This window comes from Mesorhizobium sp. M0698 (assembly GCF_040320455.1).
GTDB lineage: Bacteria > Pseudomonadota > Alphaproteobacteria > Rhizobiales > Rhizobiaceae > Mesorhizobium.
On the sequence record NZ_JAMYPQ010000007.1, the window covers coordinates 177,241 to 198,631 of the forward strand.

A 21,391-nucleotide genomic window follows, 5' to 3' on the forward strand; every position below is an offset into this window, starting at 1 on the left:
CCTTGGATCTTTTCCTACAGACCTTGCTGAACGGCCTTCTGATCGGCGGCGTCATCGCCACCTTTACGATCGGATTCCAGCTCGCTTTCGGCGTGCTGCACGTCATCGATTTCGCTGTGGGCGGCTGGGTCGTACTGGGTGGCTATCTCGGGTACTACATGGCCGCCGGACTGGGCGTAGACGGATTCCTGGCGATCCCCGTGGCATTCGTGCTGTTCGGCGCCATTGGCTATCTGATTGGGCCGATCCTCTACAATGTCCGCAACAGCCGCACGGCGCGGCCGGAATTGATGGCGCTGGCACTGACCTTCGGCCTGTTCACGCTGCTACGCGGCGGCATGCTGACCGCGTGGGGCTTCAATACCCACAGCGTTCCGACGGCGTTGAGCGGCGAGAGCCTTGCCGTCGGGCCGGTGACGGTGCCGCTGATCCGCGTGGCGGCGGCGGTGTTCGCCATCGCCATCGCCGGCGGGCTGTTCCTGTTCCTCTACCGCACCCGCTATGGGTTGGCCATCCGAGCGACGGCCGAAAACCGGCAGAACGCTGCGCTGATGGGCGTCAACATTCGCCGCCTCAGCGCCAATGTGTACGGGCTCTACGCAGGCATCACCGCCATGGCCGGCGTGCTGATGGGTGCAATTTTTTCAGTCAATCCGGAGGTCGGCCTGCGCTATACGCTGTTCGCGTTCTTCGTGGCTGTGCTTGCCGGGTTGGGCTCCGTCGGCGGTGCCCTTGTCGCCGCCTTGCTGCTCGGCGTCATCGAAGCCTTCGTCGCGACCTATGTCGGGTCGAGCTATTCGCTGCTGGCGATCTTCGCCACGCTGTTCCTCGTCCTGCTCCTGTCCCCGAGCGGGATTCTGCGACACGGCCTGTGAGGCCGGACATGAAGCAACGCCGGACCGGCCTCCTCCTGCTGATTGGGGTGATCATTGTGCTGGCGCTCCTGCCGATGCTGGTCAACAACTATTGGCTGCGCATCGCCACCGGCGCGCTGATGTGGGCGGGGCTGGCCTGCTCCTGGAACATGCTCGGCGGCTATGCCGGCTACATCAATTTCGGCCATTCGGCTTTCTTCGGGCTCGGCGCCTATGTCACGGCGCTGCTGATGGGCGACAAACTCGCCTGGCCCTTCTTTGCCACCGTCCCGGCCGGTGTCGTGGTGACGGCGCTGTTTGCCATCATGATCGGCGCGCCGACACTTCGCCTGCGCGGCGCCTATTTCGCTATAGCCACCTGGGCCTTCGCCGAGGTGCTCATCCAGTTCACCTCGGTGATGGACTTCACCGGCGGCATTGGCGGAATTGGGCTGCCGCCCTTTCTCGACGAGCGCTTCTTCTACTTCGCCATGTTCGGCGCGGCTGCGCTGACCTACCTTATCACCTGGGCGCTGTTCGAGCGGTCGCGTTTCGGGCTGAAGGTCAAGGCGCTGCGCGACCACGAGCCGGCTGCCGAGGCAATCGGTATCAACACGTCGCTGGTCAAGCTGCAAACCTTCGTACTCAGCGCCGTCACCGCTTCGGTGTTCGGCGCGATCTTCGCCTACTGGGTCACCTTCATCAATCCGAAAAGCGTCTTCGGCGGCGACATCACCGACCAGATGGTGGTAATGGTGCTGCTGGGCGGGTTAGGCAGCCTGTGGGGGCCGGCACTGGGCGGTGTAGGGCTGTTCGTCGTCAACCGCGTGATCTGGATGTACTGGGGCGACACCGCCTTCTATATCGCCATATTGGGCGCGGCCATCGTGTTGGTGGTGCTGTTCATGCCGAACGGCATCGCCGGTCTGTTTTCGCGGCACGGGGCCAAGTCCGGCGCCGTGCTGGACAAGGCGGTCGGCAAGGTTGTCGGCGACGGCCAAGGAGGGCCCAATTGAGCGTGGTCGAGGGCAAAACGGCCGGGGCCGGCGACCCTATCCTCGTCGTGCGCGAACTCTACCGCCATTTCGGCGGCATCAAGGCTGTCAACGGTGTGTCTCTGGAGGTCGGTCGGCGCGAGATCGCCGGCCTGATTGGGCCCAACGGGTCCGGCAAGTCCACTCTGTTCAGCCTGGTGTCGGGCACGGTGGCGCCGGATCGTGGCCAGATCCGCTTCGACGGTCACGAAATTGGCGGCCGAAAGGCTCACGCGATCGCGCGGCTGGGGCTTGCGCGCACCTTCCAGATTCCGGCCATGTTCGACAATATGAGCGTCACCGAAAACCTGCTAGCGGCAGCGGCCGAGGGCCATTGGCAGGGCGCCCGTGATCGGGCAGCCGAAACGCTGGCGCTGCTCACGCTGGACCATGTCGCCGACAATCGCGCTTCGGACCTTTCGGGCGGCCAGCAGAAGCTGCTGGAGTTCGGGCGCGTCATCATGCGCCAGGCCACGCTCATTTTGCTCGACGAGGTGACGGCGGGCGTGCATCCCAACATCCGCAAGATCATCCTAGAGGCCATCGCGCGGCTGCGCGAACACGGCATCACCTTCCTGGTCATCGAGCACGACATGGAGATGGTACGCAACGTGTGCGATCGCATCATCGTCATGGATGCAGGGCGCGTCGTGGCCAGCGGCTCTTTTAACGACATCGTTCGCAATTCGGAAGTTATGCAGACCTATCTGGGGCGGCCGCAATGAGCACCACCCTCACCGCCGAAAACATCGTCACCGGCTACGGCAAGCAGGAGATCGTCCATGGCGTTTCGCTAAGCGCGGAGGCTGGTAAGATCACCTGCATCTTCGGACCGAACGGCTGTGGCAAGTCGACCCTGCTCAAGGCGATTGCCGGCGCGCTGCCGGTGTGGAGCGGCACGGCCAGCCTGGGCGATGCAACGCTCTCCAACCTTGCCGTCCATGAGGTGGTGCGCCAGGGGCTGGTGCTGATGCCGCAGGGCGGCGGTGTGTTTCCGCGCCTCACAGTGATGGAGAATTTGCGCATGGGGGGCTACGCCATCGCGGACAGCCGGCTAGTCGAACAGCGCATCGAGGCGGTGATCGAGCAATATCCTTCTTTGGCGCGGCGACGGCGAACCGCGGCCGGTTCGCTTTCTGGCGGCGAGCAGGCAATGCTTGGGCTGGGGCGAGCGCTGGTCTCGGAACCGCGCTTCATTCTGCTCGACGAGCCTTCCGCCGGATTATCGCCGGCCATGGTCATCGAGACGCTCGAGCGCATTGGCAGCCTCACCGCGCACGGCATCGGCATCGTGATGGTGGAGCAGAATATCCGTGAGGCGATGCCGATGGCAGACAAGCTTTACATCCTGGCGGCCGGCGAAAGGCGCTTCGAGGGAAAGCCTCAGGATGTGCGCGACGATCGGCAGATCATGGATATCTATATGGGTGGAGCGTGAGAGGGCATTTGCAGTTCTGCTCTTGCGGTCCCAATCCTAATCATTCAGCTCGTTTACTAGAGATTACTTATAGACGCCCGGACGCAAGGGGCAGCGAGGTAGCCGCTCTGCGCGCCAATGCTCGAGCCGACTTCTCGCACCTCGAAACCATCGCAAAACCTGAAACCACCAACGTCCTGTCTTTTTCCTTTTGCATGCCGACGTTCGACGATCCCAGCGTCCGTGGCTTGCCAGTCTGGTCAGCGACGCCGGGCGAAATCATCGTGAAAAAGTGCTAGCTAGTTCCCGTCCATCAACGGCAAACGGTTGATTCTGTTGAATGAACCGCGGCTTTGCGCGAGCAAGGCCCGGCGGTTTCAGGTATCTTGGATCATGCGACTGACTCCAAAGCCCTGCCACCGCCGGAGCCGACAATGCGCCAAGAACGCACCGTCCAAGCCAGCATATTCGATCTTTTCGCCACGCACGAGATCGGTCGCGAGTTGAAGGCGATGTCGCAATGGCTGGATGAGCATCGCGACCTGCTTGGCTTCGTGGCGCGCGATTTGGTGCGGGTCGACGTCAAGGCCACCGGAAGCTCGCAGACCAGGTGATCATCAAGGGGCTTCGCGGTATTTTGTTTCCGTCGCTGCGTCATGCCGGCGGGACGAATCTGGTGATCTTTCCAGCCAATCTTGTCGAAGGCGATGTGGTTGAAGTCCATGATCCCGATCACCGATTGCCACGCGATCGGTCATCCTGGACGTGAGATTGCCGAGAGTCGAAGAGACCTGTCTGCTCATGGCATCTCGCCTTCAGCGACGATGTCCACCTCATCATCACGCTCCCCGCTCGTCTGGCCAACCGGAATATCGCCGGCGAGCAGCTTGTCCTTGGACAGCAGGCCAGCGTCCTCGAGTGCCTCGAAATCCGGCAGGTCGCGCAACGTGTCAAAGCCGAAGTGGGTCAGGAACTTATTGTGACACCAATTAGTCAGGAGACGCCGAGCTGGCGTGTCTTTGAACATTTGCGACGCATCTTGTCCTGGTAATGCACGAGTTTGTTGCCTGCTCGCACAAAGTGCTCGAAACCGGTAAGGTCCTGGGTTAGAAGAGCTGGCAGGATGCCCCTTATGAAAAACCCGACGATGGACGATACCGACGATGGGCGCCCGAATGGCGGACGCAGCGCTCTGTTCACGCCGCCCGGCGATGCGTCCGGCGCGGAGCGGGTTTCGCGCCGGCGCAAGGCGCTGCTGTCGTCCTCGATGGTCGGCTCGACCAATCGCGGCCGTGTGCTGCAGGCCCTGTTCGATCTTGGGCCGACGAGCAGGGCTGAACTGGCCCGCCTGGCCGGGGTCAACCGCACCACCATTTCCGGAATCGTGCAGCCGCTGATCGACGATCAGGTGCTGGTCGAGAGCGACCCGGTTCCTCCCAGTCCGGGCGGCGGCAAGCCGGCCCGGCCGCTGTGGTTCTCGCCCAATGCCCGTCCGATCTGCGGTGTGCTGCTGATGCCGGATGCCGTGCATGCCTGCGTGGCGACGCTCGACGGCAAGATCGAATCGGAACGCAAGATGGCCCTGCCGGACGGCAGGGGGCCGGTCCGGCCAATCATCGAGTCGATCGCTGAATGCGTCGGCGACACTCTCTCCAGGGCGCGGCGCATGCCTCTCGGGATCGGTGTTGGCGTCGGCGGCATGGTTGACACCGATCGCGGGTCGATCGTCGCTGTCAATCTCGCGCCGGCGCTCGACCGCTACCCGCTCGCCGACGATCTCGGGCGACGCTTCGGCCTGCCGGTCAAGCTCGACCATCATCCGCGCGCCTTGCTGGTCGGCGACCGCTGGTTCGGCGCCGGGCGCGGCGTCAGGCAATTCGCGGTCGTCTACACGGGCGAGGTGCTGGGCGGCGCACTCTATTTCGACGGGCACCTCTATCGTGGCACGGCAGGCGCAGGCGGCGAACTCGGACACACTTTCGTGCAGCTCGACGGCGAGCCCTGCCGCTGTGGCAGGCGCGGCTGCTGGGACACCATTGCCACCTTGAGCTGGCTCCGGCGGGAGGCCGCCCGCACGGCTCTGCCAGAGCCAGACCTGATCGACTCGGCCCGCCTCGTCGACATGGCGGCGCGGCGGCTGCCGGGAGCGGCTGAGCTGCTCGACCGCTATGCCCGCAACGTCGCCGTCGGCATCGCCAATCTGCAGCAGACGGTGGCGCCCAACATTTTCATCATGCATGGCGATGTCGTGCTCGGCGGCGATTGCCTGCTCGGCGCAATCGCGGAGCATGTCCGCGCCATGGTTCCGTCACGACCCGGCGGCGCGATCGAATTCATTGCCGGCGATGCAGGTGACCGGGCCGCCCTCCTAGGCGCAGCCGGTCTGGTGATTTCCGAGCTGCTGCAGCTTCCGATCTAGGTATTCCGACACCCAACTATCCAGCGAGCCCCGGATAGCTTTGGAACCAGGGCTGCATACGTTCGAACTGAGCCGCCATCGCCAGAACGGTTTCGTCGGCGTGCCGCCGCCCGATGATCTGCAGGCCGACCGGCAGGCCCTGCGCCGTCAGGCCGGCCGGAACCGAAATCGCCGGATGGCCGGTATAGTTGATCGGATAGGTCATGCACCAGCCGATCAGCGGATCGACCGCCTCGCCATTGATCGATGTCGGCCCGATCGTGTTGCCGTCGGGGGCATTCTTGACGGGCGGAACGGCCAGCGTCGGCGAGACGATCAGGTCATGGGCTTCGAATACATCCTCGAGGCCGTCAAGGACGCCGGTGCGCAAAAGATCGTCGAGCGCATGGTCGACGGCGGACACCTTGTAGGCGCCCTCCAGCATGGCGAGGAACTGCGGGGTGAGCACCTTGGCGTGCTTGCCCATTAGGTCGATGCCCTCCTGTTTCCAGTACACGGCGATGGCAGCATAGTGGATCGAGATCGTGCGCACCCAAAGCGCCGCCAGTTCCTTGTGATCGGCCCTGAAATCGAGCTCGACCTCATCAACCTCAATGCCATGTGCTCGCACGACATCGACGGCCCGGGCAACGACGGTGGCGACCCCGGCTTCGACCGGAAAATTGCCCAGTCGCGGGCTGTAGGCCACGCGCAGTTTCGGCGTCCGCCCGGCAACGGCGCCGACATAGTCAACGCCGTGATCCGGCAGGCAGAACGGGTCGCGGTTGTGAGGCCCGGCCATGATCTTGGTCATCAGCGCGGCGTCCGCAACGGTGCGGGTCAGCGGTCCGATATGGACCAGAGGATGTCCCCACAAGAAGGCGTCGGGGCGAGTCACCGAAGGAATGCGGCCGAAAGAGGGCTTGAAGCCGACGGTGCCGCTGAACGAGGCGGGGATGCGGACCGAACCGCCGCCGTCCGTGCCTTGCGCCAGGGCCGCCATGCCGTCGGCGACCGCTGCCGCACTGCCGCCGGACGAGCCGCCGGAATTGTAGCCGATCGCGAAGGGCGTGCTGGTCGGCCCGAAGCGCAGATTGTCGGTGATACCTTTATGGCCGAACTCCGGCGTGTTGGTCTTGCCGAGCACGATGGCGCCTGCGTCGAGCAGGCGCTCGACCGCCACAGCACTTGTTTTGGGCACCCGGTCGTGCACCGCCCACGACCCCATCGAGGTCGGCACGCCGGCCATATCGTCGAGGTCCTTGATGCCGACTGGGACGCCATGCAGCGGTCCAAGCGGACCGCCTGCCATCACGGCCTTTTCGGCGGCCCGCGCAGCTTCCATCGCCTGGTCGCCGAGAACCAGCGTATAGGCGTTGACCACCGGGTTGCGCGCCTCAATGCGGCGCAGATAAGCCTCGGTTACTTCAACCGGCGACAGGTCGCGGCGCCGGATGCGCTGGGCCAGTTCCGTGGCCGGCAGGAAACAGATCTGGTCGTCTGCAGAAGTCATAAGCCGTTCCACCTTGTTGGGTGCTATTTGATGAACACTGGATTTGCCGCGCCGCCGGTGCCCTTGCTCACTTTGACCGGACTGGCGCAGTAGAAGCCTTCGTAGCGGCGGTCCGAGGCACAGTCGGCGGCCAGCAGGTCGAGCGATGCCATTTCGGTGAACGCCACGCCCAGATTGCGCATCAGCGCGGCGTGCAGCACCAGCATCAACCCGGTCTCGGGCTCGTAGGTTGTCTCGTTGGCCAGTGTGTCGGTAACCAGACAGGGGATCTGCATCTCGTCGAACCAGCGCACGAGGTCGAGGCTGAAGGTCAGTCCGGGTTCCCAATATCCATCGCCGACGCGCTGGCTTCCCGCCGCCAGTGCGCCGACCCAGCCGGTGCGAACGAGAAGGATGCTGCGCGGCAGTATATCGACCGCTTGGGCCCGGGCGCATTCCATGAGGTCGCGATGCGTGAATGTTTCAGCGCGCTCAAGGGCCGGTTTGCCGCGGAACCGGGCGATGTCGAGCAGCACGCCGCGTCCGACGATCCCGCGCTCCGCGATCGGCATGATGCTGGCCTTGGTCATGCCGCCATTGGTACTGCTTGCCGCGAAGCCGTTCCAAAGCGTGTCGTCGAACCACATGTGGCCGAGCGCGTCGCAATGCGTGCCGGCCTGTGCGAAGCTGGTGATATAGTCGTCTGCGAATTCGAGGCCGCCGGCAAGCGGTTGCCAGTGACCGTTCTCGAAGCCGGCCTTGTCGGCGACCATGAAATGCTTCGCCGGCCAGCGGCCGGGAAAGACGGCATCGCCCTCAGAAGTCCCGACCGGCACGCCGAGGGTGAAGGTGCGGCCGTCCCGCACCGACGCCAGGCCGCGCTTGACCTCGTCGGCGGTCAGATAGTTGAGCGCTCCGATCTCGTCGTCGGCACCCCAATGCCCCCAGCGGCTCGGCGCATTGCCCAGCAGCCGGCGCAGCGTCATCGTTTCAGCCGCGCTCATGCTTCCGCCTGCGCGGTCGCCGGCTGCCTGGCGCCGGTGATATAAGCGACGACGTCCTCCATGTTGGTGCCGGAACTTGCGAGATCGGCGACCTTGCGGCCCCTGCGCATCACCACCACGCGGTTGCACACCTGCCAGAGATGATCGAGATTGTGGGTGACCATGACGATCGTCAGCCCCTGGGCGCCGAGTCGTTTGATGAGGTCGAGCACCTCACGGGATTCGCGTACGCCGAGCGCCGCGGTGGGCTCGTCGAGCAGCAGCAGCTTGTGGCCCCAAAAGGCACCGCGCGCGATCGCCACCAATTGGCGCTGGCCGCCGGACATGCGATCCACCGGTTTGCTGCGCACCCCGGGGATCTCGATGTGCAGTTCCTCGAGGCCGCGCATCGCGATGTCGCCCATCGATTTGCGGCGGATCCAGCGCAGCAGCGCCGGGCCGCGGCCAAGCGCAATCTCGCGGCCGAGAAAGAAGTTTTCGGCGGCAGTGAACGTGCCGATCAGCGACAGGTCCTGATAGACCGTCTCGATGCCGAGGCGTTGCGCTTCGGACGGCGGCGACAACTTTTGCGGCCGCCCTTCGAGGATCACGTCGCCGGAAGTTGGGTCATGCGCGCCGGCCAGGATTTTGATCAGCGTCGACTTGCCGGCACCATTGTCGCCAACGAGGCCGAGTATGTCGCCCCTGGCGATGTCCAGCGAAACGTCATCGAGTGCCTGGATGCCGCCGAAGCTGCGGCAGATCCGGCGCAGGCTGAGCAGCATCTTCTGCGCCATGGCCTATCCCCTCGCATAGCGGCGGCCAATACCGCCGAGCGCTACGGCGACGACGAGAAGGCAGCCGGTGAACAGGAACTGCGTGAAGATCGGCGCGCCTATCATGGCCAGCCCATTGTTGCCGACGGCGACCGTCAGCACGCCGATCAAGGTGCCGAGGATATGGAACTGACCCTCTCGCAGCGCCGCCGAACCGAGGAAGGCGGCCGAAAACGACGTCAGCATGAAGCTGTCACCCGCCGTCACCTGGCCGGAGCCGAGATTGGAGGCCATCAGCACGCCACCGATAGCAGCACAGGTGCTGGCGATGGCGAAGGCAACGATGCGGCTGCGATCGACGGCGACGCCGGCGCGGCGCGCTGATTCCGGGCTGACCCCGATGGCCTTGATGTGTTGGCCCTGCACTGTTCGGTTGAGGATCACCCACAGCAGCGCAAGCACGACGGCCATGATGATGACGAGGTGCGGCACTCCGGCAATCCGGCCGATCGCGATATTGGTGAATTCGCGCGACTGGGTGAGCTGCAGCGGAATTCCGCCCGAATAGGCGTAGTTCAGCCCGACGACGATGGTGCCCGTGCCAAGCGTGGCAATGAAGGCGTTCACCCCGATCTTCGAAACGACAATGCCGTTGACAATGCCGATGACCGTTCCGAGGCCGACGACAAGGAAGATGGCGGGTAGGATCGGCAAGCCACTGCTGCTCAACAGCCCGACCACGAGAAGCCCGCAGAAACTCGCGACATAGCCGATACTGAGGTCGAAATCACCGGCGACGAGGGGCACGGTGAGGCCGGCCGCGACAATGGTGCCGATCGCCATGTCGTTTACGATGTTGCGAAAATTGCCGATGGTTGCGAAGGTCCCCGGCTCCAGCACCGAGAAGATCCCCAGCATCGACGCCAGCACGATGATGGTGCCGTAGGTTCCAAGCAGGCGCATGAGCAACGCGCGCCGCTGTCGGGCATTGGGCGAGGCATAGCCGGTCTGCGTTGACGGCAGGACGCGGGGCGGCTCTGCCGGAGCGTGGGTTTCGGGCAGGGAATGATCAGCGGACATGGCGGCTCTCATGACAGCACTCCGGCCCGGCCAGGCAAGTCCGGCCCAGACCCACAATCAGGAGAGCTTACTGCGGATTGTCCTTGATGAACTTGTCGACGTTCTCTTTGGTAACGAGCGTATAGCCTGGCACGAAGGATTTGGGCTTCCACTGGTCGCCAGCTGCCAGGATGTCGGGAATCTGATCGACTAGCATTTTGCCTGCCGAAGTCAGATCGACACCGAGCGTGGCGGTCATCGTCCCGTCCTTGACAGCCTGGACAGCGGGCGCCGTGGCGTTGAACGAATAGACCTTCACGTCGCTGCGGCCGTTCTGCTTCAGCGCCGCGATCGCGCCCATAGCGTTGTCGTCATAGCAGTTGAAGATGGCGAACGGCCCCTTGGCGTTGGCATTGGCTGCAAGCCAGGCGCTGGTCGCGGCCTGCGACGATTCGGCAGCACCTGGGATGCTGATCTCGTGCGAGGTCACCTTGAGCCCCGGATTTGCCTTGACCGCCGCATCGAAGGCGTCGGCTCGTTCGCGGCACGGAATGCCGGGATGGTAGGTGAGGTCGAGTACAGTTCCGGACTTGCCGATGTCCTTCAGCATCAAGTCGATCAGCGGTTGCGCAGCACCGGTACTTGCAGATAGCGCGATCCCGTCTGCCATGCCGCCGCCGGCCGAAAGCACGGGGATCTTTGCGTCCGCCGCCGCCTGGAGCCCGGCCGCCAGGCCCGTCGAATCGAAGACCGTGACGATGATGGCGTCCACCTTCTTGGTTGCCAGCTGCTTGATGCTGGTGATCGCTTGCGAAGGATCGCCATTGGCATTGAGCGTTTCCACCGACCAGCCCTTAGACTTGGCTTCCTGGCTCATCGTGTCGACCATCTGGTTTGTGTCGACGTCGGATGTCGAGAAGGTGACGATGCCGATCGTCAGCTTGTCATTCGTGGCGAGGGCGGTCGACGTGAAGGATGCTGCGACGAGCGCTGCGGTCGAGAGTTTCTGAAAGCGGTTCACTGTGCGTATCCCCTGTTGACCGAGTGTTCCGGCTCACCTCCAGACCGCGCAGCAGCCCAGCTTCGGCGCCATCTACAGGTCGTCACAGTCAGTCTGTTTGTTCGTGCGAGCCACGTACTAACTATAGGCACAGGCTCTTATGCCGCGCAACGGCTAATTTCAACCGGCTTTGGTCACTCGAGGTTCAATCGCTGTGGGGCTCTTGGGGCAAGCGCGCAGCTAGGCCGCCTTCTTGATCTCCGCGACCTGAACGCCCAGTCGGAACGCCTGACCGTCTGCGAACGAACGCGCGTAGCTCTCAGATGTAAAAGGGACCGTGGTGGTGGTGCCGTTGACCGTCACGCGAACCGACCACTCTTTGTCCCTAATGATTTCAACGGCATGTTGCTCATGCGCAGCCATGCATTCCTCCCAGAATCTTCCGTTGAGGATGGGAGGATAGCGTCGTAAAACTGGTTTGCATGCAAATAATCCGACACCGCAACGTCGAAATGTCGAAACACGCACAGCTAGGCTTAAGTCGATGGCCTCGCCTTGAGCCGTTCGAGGTGTTCCTTGGCGAGGTTGAAAAGTGCGGTGGCAGTCTCTTCAGCCTCCGCCCGGAAGCGGACATCGCGGGTGACAATGCTGGAGGTCATGTTCGCGCCAACTGCGGATGCTTGAAGCGACCGCTCCGTCGGCTCAAAGAACGTTCCGCTCCGCCGGGTTTCGCTCTATCAACTCCGCCACAAGGCGTTGAAGCCGCCAGAGGCTGCTGTCATGTATGCCTTTGGCTTCGAGGTGAGAAACCGTGTTGAACAGGTATTCGGCCCCGCTTCCCCAATGACCGCAGGCCAGGGCCAGGACATCGGCAACGGCTTCAAGCGACTGACGACCGGCATAGAGAGGTGACGCGCGGTTCATCACAAAGGCCAAGGCCGAGATAGGCCCGGAAGCGGTCGCCACCGTGATCCACCGGGGCATGCTGTTGGCCGGCTTGTAGGTGAATTCGCGTCGAAAGAGTTTGCCGAATTGGCGTTCGAGGTTGTCCTTTGGCAGGTCGTACAGGACGCCGCTGCATTGCCCCCCACGATCGAGGGCCATCATAAGGCCTGGCTGCTCCGGCGTGCCCCGAAAACGGGTCATGCGAAAGCAGAAAGCGCGATGCCACCCACGAGCGAGGCCTACCTGCTCACCGATATGCTCGATCTCCGGCTTCCAGATCAAGGAGCCGTAGGCGAACAGGCGGGTCGGTGCTTTCGGGGCCGGATGAGTTCGGATCATTTGCTCGACCCAGCTGTCGTAGTCGGCATCGGTGTGTAGCTCGGCACCTGGCGTCAAACCCTGGTCCTGAACGACCTTGTGGACCCGCGCGACGTGGTCCGCGGTCAAGGTCAGCTTTCTCATTTGGCTCGACATCCCGTGCTCCATCGGATCAGGATCGCGTATCCTTGGCAGATACTACGGGCGTTGCAAGATACGAACCGATGCACGGCGTGAATGAGTCTTTGCCCCTTCACCGATGACAGCAAAGCGCCCCGCATATTCGCCCTCGAACGATTCCATGTGGTTTCGGCAATCTAGGTTTGGGAGACGCTTTTCTACTCACTGTGAAACCCTGACCAACAGCTTGCCGAAATTGCGGCCCTTGAGAAGACCGATGAAGGCCATCGGCGCATTCGCGAGTCCCTCGACAATGTCCTCACGATATTTGACCTTCCCCGCTTGGAGCCAGGCCGAAACGTCCCTGCGGAAGTCGTCGATCTGCGCGCCGAAATCAGAAACGATAAAGCCTTGGACCGTCAATCGCTTCGTCAGCACTGCTCTCATGAACGCAACCAGACGGTCTGGACCAGCCGGAGGTCCTACATCACTGTAATGGGCAACCAAGCCACAGACGGGGATGCGGGCAAAATCATTGAGAAGCGGAAACACGGCATTCCAAACATGCCCGCCAACGTTCTCGAAATAGATATCGATGCCGTCCGGGCAGGCGGAGCGCAACTGCTCCGCGAGGTCGGCAGCATGATGGTCCAGCGCGACGTCAAAGCCGAGTTCTTCCCTGACATAGCGGCATTTCTCAGCGCCGCCGGCAACGCCAACCACCCGGCAGCCGTGCAATTTCCCGATCTGGCCGACCAATGAGCCGACCAACCCGCTGGCCGCTGCAACCACAAGTGTTTCGCCCTGTTTCGGCCGGCCGATATTGAGCATTCCGGTATACGCTGTCTGGCCTGGCATTCCGAGGACGCCGAGGGCCGTCGAAATGGACCCAACATCCAGGTCAACCTTCCGCAATCCCGTGCCGCTTGAGACAGTGAATGTTTCCCAGAAAGGGGAGAACGCGCGCTGCACGAGATGCCGAACTACGGCTCCTCGCACCGGGTGGTGATCATGGCGCTGGTCAAACTCAACCGGCTGGACGAAGCGCAGGCGGCGGCGCGGCGGCTGATGGAGGCGTTCCCGACCTACACGCTCACCCTGCAGAGACAGATCAACCCGTGGCGGGACAAGGTGTTCGCCGAGCGTTACGTCGAGGCGCTGGGCATCTCCGGCGTGCCGGAGTGATCGTCGCGTTTGCAAAGATGCCCTCTCCTGCGCGTCACGTCCGGCCAGGCGACGTCCCTTGATCCCGTGTCGCTTCTGGAAGGATAGTTCTCTGGCCGGCTTGTCCGAGGACTGAGCGAGTAGAGCAGCCGTGAACAGCCGGCGAGCTCTCTGTTGGGTTCGCGTCGAACTTCCGGTTTCCACCCGAGTCAGTCCTTCGATTAAATTCTCCCGGCAATTTTACAGTTGAGCCTGCATTGCCTTGGGTGCGCCAATAGCTGCCGTCGGACCGTCTGCAAAAGTGTAAACGCGTATCGGCGGTAGCTAGCTCAGCGTCGCCAACAGGCGCGCGGCAGCCTTCAAATCTTCCGTACTCGCGCCTTCTACGAAATGCTCCGCAACCGATTGCAAGAGCTCGCGAGCGCCGTCGATCTCCCCTCGCCCAGCCATCAACGTTGCCATATCAATTGCGGTTCGCAGCTCCCATGCCCGCGCGCCCTGACTCCGGCTCAACTCCAGTGCCTGCATTAGGTATGCGCCGACCTCGTCGCGATTGGGTTCCGACAGTTGTTGGAGAAGAAGGCCTCCCTTCATCCGCAGCAACTCCGGAAGGTACAATTGGTCACCGTTCTTTTCGACTTGACCAACTGAATCACCGATCAGCGCGACTGCTTCGTCGACCTGACCGATCGCGGATAGTCCTCTAACCAGCGAGAGGTTGAGCTCGGTCGTGAGCAATTCGTAAGGTGCTGCGTGGAGCTTTTGGAGAGAACTCTGGAGGCCCCCGACCCCACCTGTCGCATCCCCGTGCCGGATTGCGACTTCGCTTTTGAATCCCCGACCGACCAGCAGGTAAGGGGCCATGGAATGGGACTCGGCGCGGGAAATGAGCATGTCTATGTATGCCTCAGCACTCTCCAGTTCGCCTGCCCACAGGAATACCGATATTCCCCAGATCAAGGCTATCGCCAGCGTCAGCGAATGATCCATGGCGGCGGCCTCTTCGACGGCCTGCCGGGCGCGTTCCATGGCTTGATCCGGATGGCCTTGCAGCCAAAGGTTCCTGGCCAGAATAGCCTTGGCCAGGATTTTGCCTTCGAAACCGAGATAGATCGTCGTGGTTCGCTGAGCGCGCGGTCCGCGATCCAGCGCCGCCTCAAGCTCCGCGCGGGCTTCGGCCAGGTCACCACGAAGGTGAAGCGATATCCCCAGAATGGTATGCGCCAACGCAATCGCGACCGGATCCTCCAGGGTCGCGGCTATGGCTGAACAGCGTTTTGCAAACTGGAGGGCGGTCACGAAATTGCCTGTCCGCAGGTGGAACATGTTGAGCGGACCCAGCAGGCGCACTTGATCCAACGTATCACCGCGTTCTTCGGCAATCGCCAGGCTTTTCTCCAGGGCGACGCGCGCCGCATCACGCCCTCCCCGCATGAACATCAGGGACACACCCAAGGCTGCCTGGAGATGCATCTCGTCAAGTCCGCCAAGAGCGGCATCGTCGAGAGCGAATATCGCGCATTCTGACCAGCGATGACACTCCGGCAACAAGGACATCGCCAGGAAAACAGGCGCGGCAGCAGTGGCAAGTCCGATGCCGATATCGGCGTTTCCGCCCTCGCCGAAGCACCATTCCAGAGCGGCCCGCACATTGTTGATGGCGGCGAAGTGAGGAGCCCGCTCTTCGCCGGTCGCCAGACCTGGCCACTCGATACCTGTTTGCTCAAGCCATCTTCGATAGTAGGCGGCGTGGCGCACCGCCAGATCGGCGGCCTCGGAGTCATCTATGCTGATATCGAGGACATAGGCGCGCGTGGTATCCAGGAGCCGATAGCGCATCATCGCTCCGAGCGGGCGCGTCGCTATGATCGACTTGGCAACAAGACTATCCATGGCATTAAGAACGGTCGACCTGTCGAGGGCAGCGCTTGTGACGACTTCCAAGACCGCATCGAGCGTGAAATGACCAAGGAATACAGCGAGCCTGCGAAGCACTGCGCGCTCCAGGTCGGTAAGTAGCCCAAAGCTCCAATCCAGCGTGGCCTGCAGGGTCTTTTGACGCGGTGGCGCGGTCCGCGATCCCAACCACAGCAAAGTCAGACGTTGATCGAGAAGCGCGGCGGTTTGTTGCAATCCATAAGACTCGACCCGCCGGGCCGCCAACTCGATTGCGAGCGCCACACCGTCAAGCTTTCGACAGATGCTTGCGACGATCAGGGCTTCCGCATCGCTGACATCCAAGCGCGCGCCACTTGCCACCGCGCGCTCCACGAACAGTTGAATGGCCGGGAACGTCTGGACAACCGCCGCCGTAAGCCTTGGGTCGTCCGGCGGACAGGCAAGGGCATCCAATCGGTAGATATGCTCGCCTTCGACCCGAAGCGCTTCGCGACTTGTTGCCAGAATGTGGACCTGCGACGCCGCGTCGATGATGCTTGCGGCCAGAGGCGCCACCGCATCGACGAGATGCTCGCAGGTGTCGAGGATCAAAAGCATCCGCTTGTTGCGCAGGTAGGCGATCAGATTGGGCGTCGCGTCACTCGATTGAACCGACAGCCCAAGCATGGAGGCGACGGCTGTCGTCACCAGGTCGGGATCGCCGAGCATTCCCAGGTCGACGAACAGCACAGCGCCCGCGAAGGCGTCAATGAGGTGATGTCCGACCGCGATCGCGACGGTGGTTTTGCCGACGCCGCCCGCGCCAACGATTGTGACGAAGCGCGACGCATTCAGTCGAGCCGACAGCTGGAGAACGTCGTCGTCCCGGCCAACCATTCGGCCCAAGCGGCTCGGAAGATTCGCGTGCGGAAAACTGGCGGCAGCTGCAGGCTCTTCATCGCGCGGACCGCCGATCTGCGAGACGGGCGCGATGAAGCAATAACCCCGCCCTGGTAGTGTCGCGATGTATCGTGCGCCGTCCTTTCCGTCACCCAGCGCCTTGCGGAGCCTGGCCATGTGAAACCGCAGGCTGCCTTCCTCGACTACGACATCGGGCCAAACCCGCGACATCAGATCCTTTTTGCCGACGATTTCATTCGGCGTGGATATCAGGACAATGAGAATGTCCAGTGCACGCGAGCCCAGCGCCAAGGGAGCGCCGTCTTTTGTGACGAGCCTTTCGCTCGCAACCAGATGGAAAGGACCGAACGACAGTCCGTCCTTGGCCTGACCTGCCACTATCGTCATGGCGCTTCTCTCGGAGCCGCCCGCCACCAAGCCTATAGTCTAAGTCAAGTACAACACCTGCGCCATAGGCGAACGGTGGCAGGACCCCGCTGCCCGGAGCCACCAGCGCTGACAGCGACTAACAGGGGGCTCACAACACATAACGGGCGATTCTCGTCCTGCGGGCGTAAGTTTTCGGCAGCACCGAGCACCCCCCAGGAGAGACCCATGAATACGAACAAGACTCCCGAACTAATCGATCAGGACCGCCGCCTGGTTTTGAGCACGGCCGCAATGGGCATTGCCGCCGTAGGTACTGCCAGCCTGCTCCCATCGGTCGCCGCAGCCGCGGGCGATGCGATCCGGCCCTTCAAGGTCAGCTTTCCTCAGGAGGAAATCGACGAGCTTAGCCGACGCGTCGCCGCGACCCGCTGGCCGGACCAGGAGAATGTGGCCGACGACACCCAGGGCGTGCAGCTCGCCACAATGCAGAAGCTCGCGAAGTACTGGGCGACGGATTACGACTGGCGCAAGATGGAGACCCGGCTCCATGCCCTGCCGCAGTTCATCACCGAGATCGACGGGCTGGACATCCACTTCATCCATGTCCGCTCCAGGCATGAGAATGCCTTGCCGATCATCGTCACGCATGGCTGGCCTGGCTCGATCATAGAGCAGTTGAAGGTCATCGAGCCACTCACCAATCCAACTGCATACGGCGGGACCGAGGCGGATGCGTTCCACGTGGTGATCCCGTCCTTGCCGGGCTATGGGTTCTCCGGCAAGCCGACGGCACCTGGCTGGATCCCTGCCCGCATCGCCAAGGCGTGGGCTACGCTGATGCAGCGTCTCGACTACACGAAATACGTCGCACAGGGCGGCGACTGGGGCAACGCAGTGTCGGAGACGATGGCGCTGCAAGAGCCTCCAGGCTTGCTTGGCATCCACACCAACATGGCTGCCACCGTGCCCGCCGACATCTCGAAGGCGCTTGCCGCCGGCGGCCCGGCGCCCGCCGGCCTCTCGCCCGACGAGAAGCGGGCCTACGACCAGCTCGACGACTTCTACAAGAACGGGCTGGGCTACGCGATCGAGATGAACAATCGCCCGCAGACGCTCTACGGCATCGTCGACTCGCCGGTTGGTCTCGCAGCCTGGATGCTCGACCACGACATCCGCAGCTACGAGCTGATCGCACGCGTCTTCGACGGGCAGGCGGAAGGGCTGACGAAGGACGATATCCTGGACAATGTCACGATGTACTGGCTGACCAACACGGCGATCTCCTCGGCGCGTCTTTACTGGGACAACGCGCACCACCCGACGGGAGGCTTCTTCGACCCCAGGGGCATCAAGATCCCGGTCGCTGTGAGCGCCTTCCCGGACGAGATCTACCAGGCGCCGCAGAGCTGGGCTGAAAAGGCGTATCCGAAGCTTATCCATTACAACCGGCTCCTCAAGGGCGGCCATTTCGCAGCCTGGGAGCAGCCCGCGGCCTTCACCGCCGAACTCCGGACGGCATTTCGTCCGCTGCGCCAGCAAATCTGAACCCCCAACAGGGTTCCGCTTGCAGTCACACCTGCTCGACTGCCCAAGGCAACCCGATTGAACCCGGGACAAAGGAGAACGTCATGTCAGCAATCGCGCAATCTTCCGCATCGCACGAACCCATCACGAAGATGGCAGCCCCCGTCGAGGACCATGAAATCGTCGATTCAAGCTTTACGGCTATCATCAACGCGCCGATCGAGAAGATCGACATTCCCAACTGGTGCTTCGCGCTGTCGGAACATGAATATCAGGGGTGTTCGCCCGCCCACATAGCGGCGGGTTTCACGACGACGCCGGATGGCAAGCGCATGTCGATCAATGTCGAGATCATCGGCGGCAGCCTGATGGTGCAACATTATGTCGAGACGCTCGGCCGCAAGGATCACCTCATCCTGGAGTCGGTTTCAGACCTCTTCACGCCTACTGGCCGCACCACGATCCATGTGCATTGGGAGCTGAGCGTCAAGGCTATCGACAGTCGCCGATGTGAGTTTACCAACCACGTCCGGTCCTGGGCCACGAAGGAATTCATGGCTTTCTTCGAGCGCCAGGGCATCCCGTTCGAGGTGCTTCGGTCACAGCGCCAGCCCATGTCGATCGCTCACAACAAGGGCGAGACGCCGCTTTTTGCGGCCAGCATCGAACGAGCCGCGCTCAGGAACTGAGCGGCAGCATCTGGCTTGTGATCTAGCCGCTCCATGGAGGAGGCACAATGACGAGGCACGCACATGACCGGGAGGTCACCGCACTTCTGGTGATCGATCCGTACAACGACTTCATTTCCGATGGGGGCAAGATATGGCCCCGCATCCGGGCTGTCGCAGAGGCGAACGGCTGCGTGCCTCACATGCTGCAAGTCCTGAATGCCGCGCGTCAAGCTAAGCTTCGCGTCTTCTATGCAATGCATCATCAATACCGTCCGGGCGACTATGAGACATGGACTTACGTCGCGCCCGTCCAGAAGAGAGCATGGAAGAGCAAGAGCTTTGAATACGGCACCTGGGGCGGCGAGATTCGGTCCGAGTTCGAGCCCAAGCCAGGCGAGACTGTCGCCACCGAACATTGGTGTTCCAGTGGGTTCGCCAATACGGATCTGGATCTGCAGCTGAAAAGGCACGGAATCCAGAAACTCATTGTCATCGGACTGATCGCACACACCTGCGTCGAAGCGACCGTTCGCTTCGCCGCCGAGCTCGGCTACGACGTAACCGTGGTGAGGGACGCGACGGCAGACTACTCGGATGAGGAGATGCACGCGGCTCTCGACGTCAACATGCCGAACTACGCCAGCGCGATTGTCACGACAGACGAAATCATCGACTCGATTTCTGCCGTCCAGACCTCGGCCGCCGAGGCGTAGTGATGATCGATCTCACACGCGAGGGAATGGCCAACCGTGCGCATCTCACTCTTCACACCGGCGGACCGTTTCCGTGCGCTCGACGCGTCAAAATACGTCGAAGAGAACTTGGCTCTCGCCGACATCCAGCAGAGAGATCAAGAACAGGCTCGGTCATTACGTGGCAACGATCGGGCAGGACCAGGTCCCACCCAACTGGAAAGAAAACGACCATGTCAGACATCGCAACGGCCCGTCAGGGCGAAAAGACCTCCGACACCGCAAGCGCACGTCCCGTCGACCTGAAGTTCGAGGTTGTCGTTATTCCGGTCGCAGACGTCGACCGCTCCAAGCAGTTCTACGAGGGCCTCGGCTGGCGGCTCGATGCCGACTTCGCGGTCGGCGACACGTTCCGGGTTGTGCAGTTCACGCCTCCGGGCTCGCCTGGCTCGATCCACTTCGGCAAGGGTGTCACCTCGGCCGCGCCGGGGTCGACACAGGGTCTCTATCTCATCGTGTCCGACATCGTGGCGGCGCGCGCCGAGCTCATCGCTCATGGTGCAGATGTGAGCGAAGTGTTCCACCGTGCCGGTCCGGGACAGCCTGCTGTCAATGGTCGGGACCCGGAGGGACGCAGCTACGTCTCCTTTGCAACGTTCAGCGATCCCGACGGGAACGGCTGGCTGCTCCAGGAGATCACCACCCGGTTTCCGGGCCGGATCGACTCCAAGGCGACGAGCTTCGCCTCCGAGGGCGACCTGGCCGCCGCAATGCGGCGCGCGTCGGTCGCCCACGGAGAGCACGAGAAGCGGACCGGCGGCCAGCGCGACGAGAACTGGCCGGACTGGTACGCCGAATACATGGTGGCCGAGCAGTCTGCCGAGGAACTGCCGCAGTAGGACGAGCTTCCAGACGGCGGCACACTGCCGCCGTATTCGTCCGCGGCCTGCGGAGATCGTGGCGACCTGACGGCCTTTATCGGAGGAAATCATGAGTACCGCAGCCATCCCCACTCAGCGCGAACCTGAACTTCTTGGCCAGACGGTCGTCGTCATCGACGGTAGCGCCGGCATCGGTCTGGAGACCGCCCGGCGTGCCCGCGCCGAAGGCGCCCGCGTCATCCTCACCGGACGCAATCGCGACCGCCTCGATCAAGCAGCGTGCGAGATTAGCGCTGAGGGCACCGCCGCCTTCGACGCCAACGATGCGACCCAGCTGAAGTCGTTCTTTCAAGATCTGCCGGACTTGATCGACCATGTGATGGTTACTGCCGGCGCTCCCCATTATCGCTCACCCCTCGAAATTCCTCCCGAGGAGGCACGACACGATCTCACGGACCACCTATTGCTCGCGCTCAATGTGGCACGCAGCGCCGCTGGCAAGGTCGGGTCGGCCGGCTCACTGATATTCATGGGCGGCACGGGCGCACGCCGCCCAAAACCAGGCCTCGCGATCGTCTCGACGGTTACCGTCGCGTTCCCCGCGCTCATCGCCAATCTCGCGCTCGAGCTCGCGCCGATACGCGTCAACCTGATCGCCGCAGGCTTCGTCGACACGCCACTGTCGGCGTCGCTGCTCGGCGACAACCTCGACAAGCGGCGCGACGAACTGCGCGCGACGCTGCCGATCCGACGTGTCGTCGGACCGGCTGATGTTGCCGCGCTCGCCGTTTACATCATGAGCAACACGGCGCTGACGGGCGCGACATACGACGTCGACGGCGGCCAGCAGCTCGTCTCGTGACTACGCAGGAACAAAGCACATTGCCTCATCACA

21 protein-coding genes and 3 pseudogenes are annotated in these 21,391 nt (G+C 62.7%); 13 read left to right on the plus strand and 11 right to left on the minus strand.

The window, feature by feature from the left end:
• Positions 1-2 precede the first annotated feature (2 nt).
• The 6 genes and pseudogenes from NKI16_RS17170 to NKI16_RS17195 all read left to right on the plus strand — a co-directional run bounded on the left by NKI16_RS17170 (position 3) and on the right by NKI16_RS17195 (position 4,074).
• Positions 3-875 (plus strand): branched-chain amino acid ABC transporter permease, encoded by an 873-nt coding sequence (locus NKI16_RS17170; protein ID WP_023679126.1) that lies wholly within the window; start codon positions 3-5, stop codon positions 873-875.
• Between the two features lie 8 nt (positions 876-883).
• Complete coding sequence (locus NKI16_RS17175) at positions 884-1,870, plus strand: branched-chain amino acid ABC transporter permease (protein ID WP_352698421.1); 987 nt, start codon at positions 884-886, stop codon at positions 1,868-1,870.
• Between the two features lie 2 nt (positions 1,871-1,872).
• Complete coding sequence (locus NKI16_RS17180) at positions 1,873-2,613, plus strand: ABC transporter ATP-binding protein (RefSeq protein ID WP_156937422.1); 741 nt, start codon at positions 1,873-1,875, stop codon at positions 2,611-2,613.
• A complete protein-coding gene (locus NKI16_RS17185) occupies positions 2,610-3,326 on the plus strand; it encodes an ABC transporter ATP-binding protein (RefSeq protein WP_023679129.1) in 717 nt (238 codons plus the stop codon). The genes NKI16_RS17180 and NKI16_RS17185 overlap by 4 nt, the downstream gene beginning before the upstream one ends.
• Positions 3,327-3,739: 413 nt before the next feature.
• Positions 3,740-3,901 (plus strand): annotated as a pseudogene (locus NKI16_RS17190) (ISNCY family transposase); the annotation flags it as partial.
• A 14-nt stretch (positions 3,902-3,915) separates the two neighbouring features.
• Entirely contained in the window at positions 3,916-4,074 is a 159-nt protein-coding gene (locus NKI16_RS17195) for an RES domain-containing protein (RefSeq protein ID WP_023679132.1), read from the plus strand.
• Positions 4,075-4,104: 30 nt separating this feature from the next.
• Here NKI16_RS17195 and NKI16_RS17200 read toward each other — a convergent pair.
• Positions 4,105-4,281: pseudogene (locus tag NKI16_RS17200) on the minus strand (SMC-Scp complex subunit ScpB); the annotation flags it as partial.
• Positions 4,282-4,437: 156 nt separating this feature from the next.
• Between NKI16_RS17200 and NKI16_RS17205 the strand changes: the two are divergent.
• Entirely contained in the window at positions 4,438-5,724 is a 1,287-nt protein-coding gene (locus NKI16_RS17205) for an ROK family protein (protein WP_352595144.1), read from the plus strand.
• 16 nt (positions 5,725-5,740) lie between these two features.
• Here NKI16_RS17205 and NKI16_RS17210 read toward each other — a convergent pair whose 3' ends face one another.
• The 9 genes and pseudogenes from NKI16_RS17210 to NKI16_RS17250 form a co-directional block, all read right to left on the minus strand.
• Positions 5,741-7,216 (minus strand): amidase, encoded by a 1,476-nt coding sequence (locus NKI16_RS17210; RefSeq protein WP_352698419.1) that lies wholly within the window; start codon positions 7,214-7,216, stop codon positions 5,741-5,743.
• 23 nt (positions 7,217-7,239) lie between these two features.
• A complete protein-coding gene (locus NKI16_RS17215) occupies positions 7,240-8,199 on the minus strand; it encodes a cyclase family protein (RefSeq protein ID WP_352457239.1) in 960 nt (319 codons plus the stop codon).
• On the minus strand, positions 8,196-8,975 hold the full coding sequence (locus tag NKI16_RS17220) for an ATP-binding cassette domain-containing protein (protein ID WP_352457238.1): 780 nt from the start codon (positions 8,973-8,975) through the stop codon (positions 8,196-8,198). Before NKI16_RS17220 ends, NKI16_RS17215 begins: the two co-directional genes overlap by 4 nt.
• Positions 8,976-8,978: 3 nt before the next feature.
• Positions 8,979-10,034: an ABC transporter permease gene (locus tag NKI16_RS17225; RefSeq protein ID WP_352698417.1), complete on the minus strand. Its 1,056-nt coding sequence runs from the start codon at positions 10,032-10,034 to the stop codon at positions 8,979-8,981.
• Between the two features lie 67 nt (positions 10,035-10,101).
• On the minus strand, positions 10,102-11,034 hold the full coding sequence (locus NKI16_RS17230) for a sugar ABC transporter substrate-binding protein (protein WP_352698415.1): 933 nt from the start codon (positions 11,032-11,034) through the stop codon (positions 10,102-10,104).
• Between the two features lie 219 nt (positions 11,035-11,253).
• Positions 11,254-11,436: a hypothetical protein gene (locus NKI16_RS17235; protein ID WP_023679139.1), complete on the minus strand. Its 183-nt coding sequence runs from the start codon at positions 11,434-11,436 to the stop codon at positions 11,254-11,256.
• 113 nt (positions 11,437-11,549) lie between these two features.
• Positions 11,550-11,672 carry a hypothetical protein gene (locus tag NKI16_RS17240; protein ID WP_352698413.1) on the minus strand — a complete coding sequence of 41 codons (123 nt, stop codon included), beginning with the start codon at positions 11,670-11,672 and terminating at the stop codon, positions 11,550-11,552.
• 43 nt (positions 11,673-11,715) lie between these two features.
• The gene (locus NKI16_RS17245) at positions 11,716-12,420 is read right to left on the minus strand and encodes a gamma-glutamylcyclotransferase (protein ID WP_352698411.1); all 705 of its coding nucleotides are present in this window, start codon (positions 12,418-12,420) and stop codon (positions 11,716-11,718) included.
• A 198-nt stretch (positions 12,421-12,618) separates the two neighbouring features.
• Positions 12,619-13,344 (minus strand): annotated as a pseudogene (locus NKI16_RS17250) (NADP-dependent oxidoreductase); the annotation flags it as partial.
• A gap of 63 nt (positions 13,345-13,407) precedes the next feature.
• Between NKI16_RS17250 and NKI16_RS17255 the strand changes: the two are divergent.
• On the plus strand, positions 13,408-13,581 hold the full coding sequence (locus NKI16_RS17255) for a hypothetical protein (RefSeq protein WP_245274779.1): 174 nt from the start codon (positions 13,408-13,410) through the stop codon (positions 13,579-13,581).
• A gap of 303 nt (positions 13,582-13,884) precedes the next feature.
• Here NKI16_RS17255 and NKI16_RS17260 read toward each other — a convergent pair whose 3' ends face one another.
• Entirely contained in the window at positions 13,885-16,746 is a 2,862-nt protein-coding gene (locus NKI16_RS17260; RefSeq protein ID WP_352698409.1) for an ATP-binding protein, read from the minus strand.
• A gap of 207 nt (positions 16,747-16,953) precedes the next feature.
• On the opposite strand from NKI16_RS17260, the gene NKI16_RS17265 reads away from it, so the two are divergent.
• The 5 genes from NKI16_RS17265 (at position 16,954) to NKI16_RS17285 (ending at position 21,358) form a co-directional block, all read left to right on the plus strand.
• The gene (locus NKI16_RS17265; RefSeq protein ID WP_352698407.1) at positions 16,954-18,273 is read left to right on the plus strand and encodes an epoxide hydrolase family protein; all 1,320 of its coding nucleotides are present in this window, start codon (positions 16,954-16,956) and stop codon (positions 18,271-18,273) included.
• Positions 18,274-18,404: 131 nt separating this feature from the next.
• Positions 18,405-18,941: a hypothetical protein gene (locus NKI16_RS17270; RefSeq protein WP_352454421.1), complete on the plus strand. Its 537-nt coding sequence runs from the start codon at positions 18,405-18,407 to the stop codon at positions 18,939-18,941.
• 47 nt (positions 18,942-18,988) lie between these two features.
• Positions 18,989-19,636, plus strand: a complete 648-nt coding sequence (locus NKI16_RS17275) for a cysteine hydrolase family protein (RefSeq protein ID WP_352698405.1) — start codon at positions 18,989-18,991, stop codon at positions 19,634-19,636.
• 221 nt (positions 19,637-19,857) lie between these two features.
• Positions 19,858-20,514, plus strand: coding sequence for a VOC family protein (locus NKI16_RS17280; protein ID WP_502897608.1), 657 nt, complete (start codon positions 19,858-19,860; stop codon positions 20,512-20,514).
• A gap of 91 nt (positions 20,515-20,605) precedes the next feature.
• On the plus strand, positions 20,606-21,358 hold the full coding sequence (locus NKI16_RS17285; protein WP_352698401.1) for an SDR family oxidoreductase: 753 nt from the start codon (positions 20,606-20,608) through the stop codon (positions 21,356-21,358).
• The last annotated feature ends 33 nt before the right edge of the window (positions 21,359-21,391 follow it).